The organism is Synechococcus sp. B60.1 (assembly GCF_047462555.1).
Classification (GTDB): domain Bacteria; phylum Cyanobacteriota; class Cyanobacteriia; order Thermostichales; family Thermostichaceae; genus Thermostichus.
Map to the genome: position 1 here is coordinate 1 of NZ_JANSJN010000122.1, position 7,517 is coordinate 7,517.

Annotated in this window: 7 protein-coding genes; 5 read left to right on the plus strand and 2 right to left on the minus strand. The window is 60.5% G+C overall.

What is annotated here, in order from left to right:
- Positions 1 to 62: 62 nt before the first annotated feature.
- The 5 genes from NW863_RS11660 to NW863_RS11680 all read left to right on the plus strand — a co-directional run bounded on the left by NW863_RS11660 (position 63) and on the right by NW863_RS11680 (position 4,585).
- Positions 63 to 2,156 (plus strand): FAD-dependent oxidoreductase, encoded by a 2,094-nt coding sequence (locus tag NW863_RS11660; RefSeq protein WP_414366520.1) that lies wholly within the window; start codon positions 63 to 65, stop codon positions 2,154 to 2,156.
- A 464-nt stretch (positions 2,157 to 2,620) separates the two neighbouring features.
- Positions 2,621 to 2,959: a hypothetical protein gene (locus tag NW863_RS11665; RefSeq protein WP_414366521.1), complete on the plus strand. Its 339-nt coding sequence runs from the start codon at positions 2,621 to 2,623 to the stop codon at positions 2,957 to 2,959.
- Between the two features lie 48 nt (positions 2,960 to 3,007).
- Positions 3,008 to 3,349: a histidine triad nucleotide-binding protein gene (locus tag NW863_RS11670; protein ID WP_414361150.1), complete on the plus strand. Its 342-nt coding sequence runs from the start codon at positions 3,008 to 3,010 to the stop codon at positions 3,347 to 3,349.
- Between the two features lie 60 nt (positions 3,350 to 3,409).
- On the plus strand, positions 3,410 to 4,060 hold the full coding sequence (locus NW863_RS11675; protein WP_414366523.1) for a precorrin-8X methylmutase: 651 nt from the start codon (positions 3,410 to 3,412) through the stop codon (positions 4,058 to 4,060).
- A 153-nt stretch (positions 4,061 to 4,213) separates the two neighbouring features.
- Positions 4,214 to 4,585, plus strand: a complete 372-nt coding sequence (locus NW863_RS11680) for a hypothetical protein (RefSeq protein ID WP_414366525.1) — start codon at positions 4,214 to 4,216, stop codon at positions 4,583 to 4,585.
- A 62-nt stretch (positions 4,586 to 4,647) separates the two neighbouring features.
- On the opposite strand, the gene NW863_RS11685 is transcribed toward NW863_RS11680, so the two are convergent.
- Together NW863_RS11685 and hflX are read right to left on the minus strand one after the other, a co-directional pair.
- On the minus strand, positions 4,648 to 6,378 hold the full coding sequence (locus NW863_RS11685; RefSeq protein ID WP_414366527.1) for a diflavin flavoprotein: 1,731 nt from the start codon (positions 6,376 to 6,378) through the stop codon (positions 4,648 to 4,650).
- A 123-nt stretch (positions 6,379 to 6,501) separates the two neighbouring features.
- A partial coding sequence (hflX, locus tag NW863_RS11690) for a GTPase HflX (RefSeq protein WP_414366529.1) occupies positions 6,502 to 7,517 on the minus strand: 1,016 nt, incomplete at its 5' end.

The window sequence follows — 7,517 nt, forward strand, 5'->3', positions numbered from 1 at the left end:
GGGGACGGATGGTTGAGACAACCGCCCCCTCAGGGATCCCGTCGTGTCACAATGGGTAAAAATTGGCTTTGTGTCTTGGCGCTGTGCTCAAGCCCCTCTACTACCGCGAGATCCCTTGCCCAGATACCGCTCAAGTGCTGCGCTGGCTGCAGGAGCACCTGCCTCTGCCTATGGGCAGCCAAAAGGTGCTTACCCCCAGCGGTCTGCGCCTAGAGGGATCCGGAGCCAAGCTGGCCGCTTTCCTCTGGTCGGGGCTGAACACCACCTATCTCAAGATCTTTCAGTGGTCAGAGCGGCCTTTCCCCCGGCAGAACCGCTGGCTAAAGGAAGTGGAGAGGGCGATCCAAAGCCAATTTCCCCACCGCTACCCGCAGTTGCCAGAGGTCGATCCCAGCCAGGGATCCATCTTTGAGCAACTGGAGCCTTTTTACCCGCAGACGGTAAAGTACTTCCGCCGCATGCCCAACGGCGAGTTCGACCTGCAGCGGGTTTACTGGTGGGAGAAGCGCTGGCGGGAAGAAGTGCAATCCCCCCATCCTCAGCGGCAGCCGGTGCTGTTTCGCCGGCCCGCCCCTGAACCTGCCCCCTTGGAGTGGGACTTGGTGATCGTGGGCGGGGCGTTGGGGGCCATCTACGGCGCAGCCATGGCCCGCCTAGGCTATCGCGTAGCCTTGGTGGAACGGCTCCCCTTTGGCCGCATGAATCGGGAGTGGAACATTTCGCGGCGGGAGCTGCAGACGCTGGTGGAGTTTGGCCTCCTCAGCCCTGAGGAGATGGAGAGCCTCATCCTCAGGGAATACACCGATGGGTTTAACAAGTTTTTTGATGGCAACAGCCCCGTGCGCGCCCCCGTCTTGCACACGCCGACGGTGCTCAACCTGGCCATTGATGCCGAAAAGCTCCTGCAGCTCTGTGGTCAAATCTTGAGATCCAGGGGTGGTGCCATCTACGAGCGCAGCGAGTTTCAGCGGGCCTACATCGAGGAGCAGGGCGTCACAGTGGTGGTTAAGGACTTAACCACTCAAGAAGCGTTCTCTCTGGGATCCCGCCTGTTGGTGGATGCCATGGGGACGGCCTCCCCCATTGCCCAGCAGCTCTACGGCCGCCGCGCCTTTGACAGCGTCTGCCCAACGGTGGGGGCCACCATTGCAGGGGGGTTTGAGCCGGGGGTTTGGGATCCCCAATTTGGCGACATCCTCGCCAGCCACGGGGACATCAGCCGCGGTCGGCAGCTCATCTGGGAACTATTCCCTGGGCCAGGGGAGGATCTCACCTTCTACCTGTTCCACTACCACCAGGTGCATCCGGAAAACCCGGGATCCCTCTTGGAGTTGTACGAAGACTTTTTTACCATCCTGCCCGAGTACCGCCGCTGCGACCCGGAGCACTTGCAGTGGAAGAAGGCCACCTTTGGCTATATCCCCGGACGCTTCGGCCAGCAGCCAGCTCCCAAAGAGCCCTTCGACCGCGTCCTCTTGATTGGGGATGCGGCAGCCCTGCAATCACCCTTGAGCTTTACGGGGTTTGGATCCCTGGTGCGCAACTGCTCTCGCCTGTGCGATTTGCTGGATACGGCCTTGCGCCACGACCTGCTCAAAGCCTCTGACTTGGCTCAGGTTCGCGCCTACCAGGGCAACTCTGCTGTCACTTGGTTGTTCTCGCGGGGGATGATGGTGCCCACCGGCAAGGTGTTGCCGCCTGAGCGCATCAACGCCATTCTCAACAGCTTTTTCGGCATCCTCACCACCGAGCCGCCCGAGGTGGTGGACGACTTTATCAAAGACCGAGCCGGTTGGCTGGCCTTTAACCGCATGGCCGTCAAAGCCGCTCTGCAGAACCCGCGGCTGCTGCTGTGGATCTGGGAAGCAGTGGGGGCAGAAGGCTTTGCCCGCTGGCTGCCCACCTACTTCAGCTACACTGGCCTGGCTTTGCTCTCAGCTCTGCTGCGGGGCTGGTTCCCCAAGCTGGTGCGGCGCCTGCAACCCTGGCTGGAGTCCCGCTACCCCCGCCTGTGGTTGCGCTGCCTGAGCTGGAGCTACACCCTCACCTATGGGGTAGGCCAGCCGCGCCTGGAGTTTCATCTCCCCGCTCCCAGCTCTCCTGCCGGGCAAAACCTGCAAAACCCAATACCGACCTGGATAGAAGAAAGGGCCTAGGCCGGAGACTTTCATCGCACCAGTTGTTTCTAGGCTTTCGCTCTCTTGGAACCACCGTCTCTCTGATGTCTGTAGGAGAGGTGGGTGCCGACTGTTATGTGGGCAGAATCAACTCGCAAAAAATCTCGATGAGTGCTAGCATTCGCTACCTTGGTTTGCTAGCAGTTTTCTCCCTTATCTGCACAGGATTGTTCACCGGAGCGCTCATCAGGCAAGGCTCCCCGCTTGCGTGCCAAAGCATCCATCCCCAGGTAGTAGCCGGCGGAGAAAGAGTTCTGTCCACCTGCTTTTTAGCCTTGGCAATTGGCCCAAGTTGAGTATAATCAGTGCCTACTATCCACCAACATTCAGGTTCAGGCCGATGAGGGTTGGGAAGGGATCCCAACTTAAGTCGGTCGAGGGGCTTCTAGCCTCTTTTGGCAAGATCTCTATTTTCGCGAGAAAACTCTGTAGGACTGAATCCAATGGTTTATACCTTTGAGATCATCGGCATTGCCCCTGCCCTCGATTTTTTCTGTCAGCAGCAGGAGCTGGCAAAGCGGCCTTGTGGGGTAGAGTACCTGGGCACCCGCCCGTGCACCCTGGATGCGCTGCTGGGATCCCTGGAGGAGGTGCCGGCGCGGCGGGGCTGGGACTGGGATCAGTTGGTCGAAACCGTCATCCGCTTTTGGTGCAGCAACCCTGATTTGGTGAGTTTGTGGCGGTCTCGCTTTCGGGATGCTGGGGAAGATGCCCTGTTGGTCTCGCGGGTGGGGCACATTCAATCCTTACAGCGGGAGTTTGAGTGGCTGCTCAACCAATGAGATCCATAAACCGGGTAGGCTAAGGGCAGGATTGGTTGGTGACTACCTATGAGCGACACCGTCTTCAGCAAGATCATTCGCAGGGAGATCCCGGCCCAGATTGTCTACGAAGATGAGCGGGCCATCGCCTTCAAAGACATCGCCCCTCAAGCCCCTGTCCACATCTTGGTGGTGCCCAAGGAGCCTATCCCCGGCATTGCCCAGGCCAAGCCCGAACACGAAGCGTTGCTAGGGCACCTGCTGCTGACGGCTCAGCGGGTGGCTGCCGAAGCTGGCCTCAGCAAAGGTTATCGCTTGGTCATCAACCAAGGAGAAGATGGCGGTCAAACTGTCTTTCACTTGCACATCCACGTCCTGGGCGGTCGGGCGATGGGCTGGCCGCCAGGCTAGCTCTGGGTTTCCCCCAGCTAGAATGCTGGGAAGGCGGCTGGCGCACGAGGTCTAGGGGCAATGGAGTGGCATGTCACCGATGCGGAAAGCCTGATGATCATCGATCAGGAGGTGGGCAAGCATGAGCTTTCCCCTGCCGAATATGAGGTGGTGCGTCGGGTAATTTACGCTACTGCAGACTTTGAATATCTTCACCTCCTCCGTTTCGCCAACGAGGCGCTGCAGGCGGGGGCGGCGGCTTTGGCGGCGCGCACCACCATTGTGGTGGACGAGCCAATGGTGCAGGTGGGCATTGCACGGGCAGTGCAGAACACCTTCTCCAACCCCATCTACTGCGGCAGCGAAGCTGTCACCCGTCCCCAGAGGGACAAGACCCGCTCTGCTTGGGGCCTGCAAACCCTGGCCCAACGCTATCCTGAGGCCATCTTTATCGTTGGTCAATCCCAGACGGCTCTTTCCACCTTGGTGCAGTTAATCGCCGAGAAAGAGGTGGCCCCTGCCCTGGTAATCGCGACGCCGGCTGGGTTTGTGGATGTGGTGAAAGCCAAGCGGGAGCTGGCCGATTCGATGGTGCCCCACATCCGCACCGAGGGACGTAAGGGCGGCCCTGCCGTGGCGGCGGCGGTCTTGGATGGACTTTTGGACTTGGCTTGGCAGGCCTATGTGCAGGCCAGCAGCCCAGACCCTCCCGGCAAATCGCTTACCAGATAGACGGGAGCGCTCTGCACTTGAATCCAGATCACAGTTTCAGCGGGATCTCGGTCACTCCTCCCTCCGTCCAGCCTTGGCAAGATAAGAGCCATCTTCTCAGCGCCGGAGCAAAGAAGTGGCCTGGGAAGCGGCTAGTCGAACGGGGATCCGGTTATGCGTCAGTTGATCTGGGTTTGGGGAAGCGGCTGGCTTTTGGCGTTGACCTTGGCCGGGGGAGGGTGGGCCCAAACGGATCCCAGTCGAGTGGCGGCTCTTCTGCCCGCTGACCAGCCGGCTCTCCCGGCGCCGCCGGACATCGACCGGAGGGAAGCTCGGCTCAGCCCCTACCAGCGCTGGCAACAGCAGCATGCTGCTGCGGAGGTTCCCTTTTGTAGGTTCGAGGGGATCTTCTACCGCCTCTCTCAGAAGGCGGAACAAAGACCAGAAGAGCTGCCTTTTCCCCTGCAGCCAGCCGGGATCCCTTTGGGAGAAGGTAGCCCTTTTTTTCTACATGCCAACGGGCTGGTCTACCGAGTGTCCTATTGAAAGGGGGGAAGTGCTTGCGGCAGCAGGACAGCTATTTCTCCTCAGGGAGGGGGATCAGGGGTTCAGTAATGATTTCCCACCTTGCGATGGTGGATGGCGGTGAGGCCCTCAGGGCTGGAGACCCGTCCGGCCTCTAGCGTGCTGTAGACCACCCAGTGGTCGCTGGTTTCCAGGCGGCTGACCACGCGGCACTCCAGGTAGGCCAGGGCATCGGCAAGGATAGGGGATCCGTTAGCGGCAGGGTAGGTCTTGATGCCGGCAAAGCGGTCGGCTCCCGGCGGGAAGCGCTTTAGGAAGTGGCGCATTAAGGGCTGGTAGTGGCCCTCCTGCAACACGTTAAGGACAAAGGTATCCCCCACCTGTAGGAAGGACTCAATTGCCCGATCCTTAGCCACGGCCACGCTGATCCCTGGCGGATCGCTGCTGGCCTGGGCCACCCAGGAGGCGAGCATGGCGCTGGTGGCCTGTCCTTTGCGGGCGGTGAGGATGTAAAGGCCATTGCTGATGCGGCCCAGGGCGCGATCCAGATCGGCATCCAAGGCTTTCATCTGCTGAATGTTGCGATCCCGCGTTAGCCATTGCCCTAGATCAGTGCCAGCTTCCTCCGCTGCTTGCAGCAGAGTTTCGTTCACGGGCTGCTTGAGGAGAATGGGAGGGAACACCTCTTTGGCGCCCAGTTCCTGCAGCGTGTTGCGGCAGAGGTAGACCGACTCATCATCTTCACCGCCCGACTCGAAGAGGCCAAAGCCTTGTTTGCTGTGGGCAGAGGCCAAGAGGGTTTTTAGCAGCACCTGGGTGGTGGCCGCATCTGGCCCTGATTGGGGGGGCATGCCTATCACCACGCCGGCGGCCAGGCTCATCAGCTCCCGCACCTCGTGGGCATCCAGCAGCCGCAGATCCGCCAGCTCGACGGCAACGCCGGTTTTTTGGATCCCGCGGGCAATCGCCTGAGCCAAGGCTTCTGCCTGGCCGTAGCCCGATCGGTAGAACACCGCCACCATTCGTTCGGCTTTGGCCTGCTCTAGGCTCCAGGTGCGGTAGTGCTCCACCCAGTCAGACAAGTGATGGCGCAGCAGGGGGCCGTGGCCGGTGGCAATGGCGGCAATGGGTGGCAGGGCCTCCATGCGCTTGAGGGCAGACAACACCGAGCGGGCATTGGGCCCCATGAGGCAGTCGTAGTAGAGCTTAAAGTCAGCCTGTAGCAGGTGGGGATGCTCGTCCCAGGCAAAGTCGTCGCAGTAGTGCATCCCAAAGACGTCGCAGGTGTAGAGGATCTGGGTGCCGTGGTCGTAGGTGAGGATGGTGTCGGGCCAGTGCAGGTTGGGGGCAGAGATGAACTCCAGGACATGTCCCTTGCCCAGATCCAGGCGATCCCCCTGCTTCACCACCAGGTGCCGGAAGGGCCGATGCACGAGGTTTTCCAGAAATTGCACGGCCACTTTGGAGGCTACCACTGTCATTTGAGGGGCTAGCTCCAGCAGATCCCCAACTAGGCCGCTGTGATCCGGCTCGGTGTGGCTGACCACCAAGTAGTCGATGGTGGCGGGATCCAGGATGCCTTGCAGCAAATCCAAGTACAACTGGCGAAATTTTTCGTGGGAGGTGTCAATCAGGGCCACCTTTTCCCCGCGAATCAAAAAGGAGTTGTAGGTCGTGCCATTTTCCAGGGCAAATTCAATGTCAAACCGATCCCGATCCCAGTCTTGGGAGCGGATGGCCAGAGTATCGGCCCCAATGAGCAGAGTTTGCAGCGTAAGATGAGCTGAACGCGGTGCAACTGCCGTAGCGGCCATGTTTCCCCCCTTTACCAAATGGCAACTTTACTTAACACTCATCGTAACCCTGATGTAACTGAATGTTGGGGCCGGCAGGCGCGAGAGGGCAGCCGCCAAGTTTCGATTTTCTGATGAAATGCTTCAGGGATCCCCAAACTGCCGACCCCCAAAGGAAGTGGGAGCAAAGGCTGCGGCAAATTGGGCCAGGGTGTGGCGCAGTTGATCCAAGTTTTGGCCGGTGGCAGCGGAGACAAAGAGAGCCTTAGGATAAAGCAGGCGCACATCCTCTACCCATTCGGGATCGAGGCGGTCAATTTTGTTAAACACCAGTTGTCGCGGGCCGGTGGCCAGGGGCATCTCGTCCAGCAATTTTTCCACCGCCTCGATTTGCCCTTCCCAGTTGGGGTGGGAGAGATCCACCACGTGCAGCAGAGCATCCGCCTCCGTCACCTCCTCCAGCGTGGCTTGGAAGGCCTCTACCAGTTGCTCAGGCAGTTCGGTTAAAAAGCCCACCGTGTCGGTCAACAGCACCGCCTGGTGGTGAGGTAGATCCAGCCGCCGCGTGGTGGGATCCAAGGTGGCAAAGAGTTGGTCAGCCACGTAGACCTGGGCGTGGGTGAGGGCATTCAGGAGGGTGGATTTGCCGGCGTTGGTGTAGCCCACCAGGGCCACCACGGGAATTTGGGATCCCTCCCGTCGCTGGCGCAGCCGCTGGCGGTGGCGGCGCAGCTCTTCCACTTCTTGCTGCAGCTTGCTAATGCGCCGCTGGATGGCCCGCCGCTCCATTTCCAATTGGGTTTCCCCCGGCCCCCGGGTGCCGATCCCACCCCCCAGCCGCGACATGGTGCGGCCGCGACCAGCCAGGCGCGGCAGGAGATACTGCAGTTGCGCCAGTTCCACCTGCAACTTCCCGGCCCGGCTTTTGGCCCGCTGGGCAAAGATGTCTAGGATCACCTCGCTGCGATCCACCACCCGCACCCCCAGGGCCTCTTCTAAGTTGCGCACCTGGCTGGGGGTGAGCTCGCGGTCGAACACCACCAAGTTGGCCCCCAAATCCTGCACCAGCAAGGCCAACTCCTGGACTTTACCCGAGCCAATGACTGTAGCGGAATCGGGGCCCTCCCGCCGCTGCCAAAGAGTGCGGAGCACCTGTCCGC

Bases quoted from the DNA above. Each gene is read 5' to 3' on its own strand.
- NW863_RS11665 (WP_414366521.1), top strand. From the start codon at position 2,621: ATGGTTTATACCTTTGAGATCATCGGCATTGCCCCTGCCCTCGATTTT.
- NW863_RS11670 (WP_414361150.1), top strand. From the start codon at position 3,008: ATGAGCGACACCGTCTTCAGCAAGATCATTCGCAGGGAGATCCCGGCC.
- NW863_RS11680 (WP_414366525.1), top strand. From the start codon at position 4,214: ATGCGTCAGTTGATCTGGGTTTGGGGAAGCGGCTGGCTTTTGGCGTTG.
- NW863_RS11685 (WP_414366527.1), bottom strand. From the start codon at position 6,378: ATGGCCGCTACGGCAGTTGCACCGCGTTCAGCTCATCTTACGCTGCAA.
- NW863_RS11675 (WP_414366523.1), top strand. From the start codon at position 3,410: ATGGAGTGGCATGTCACCGATGCGGAAAGCCTGATGATCATCGATCAG.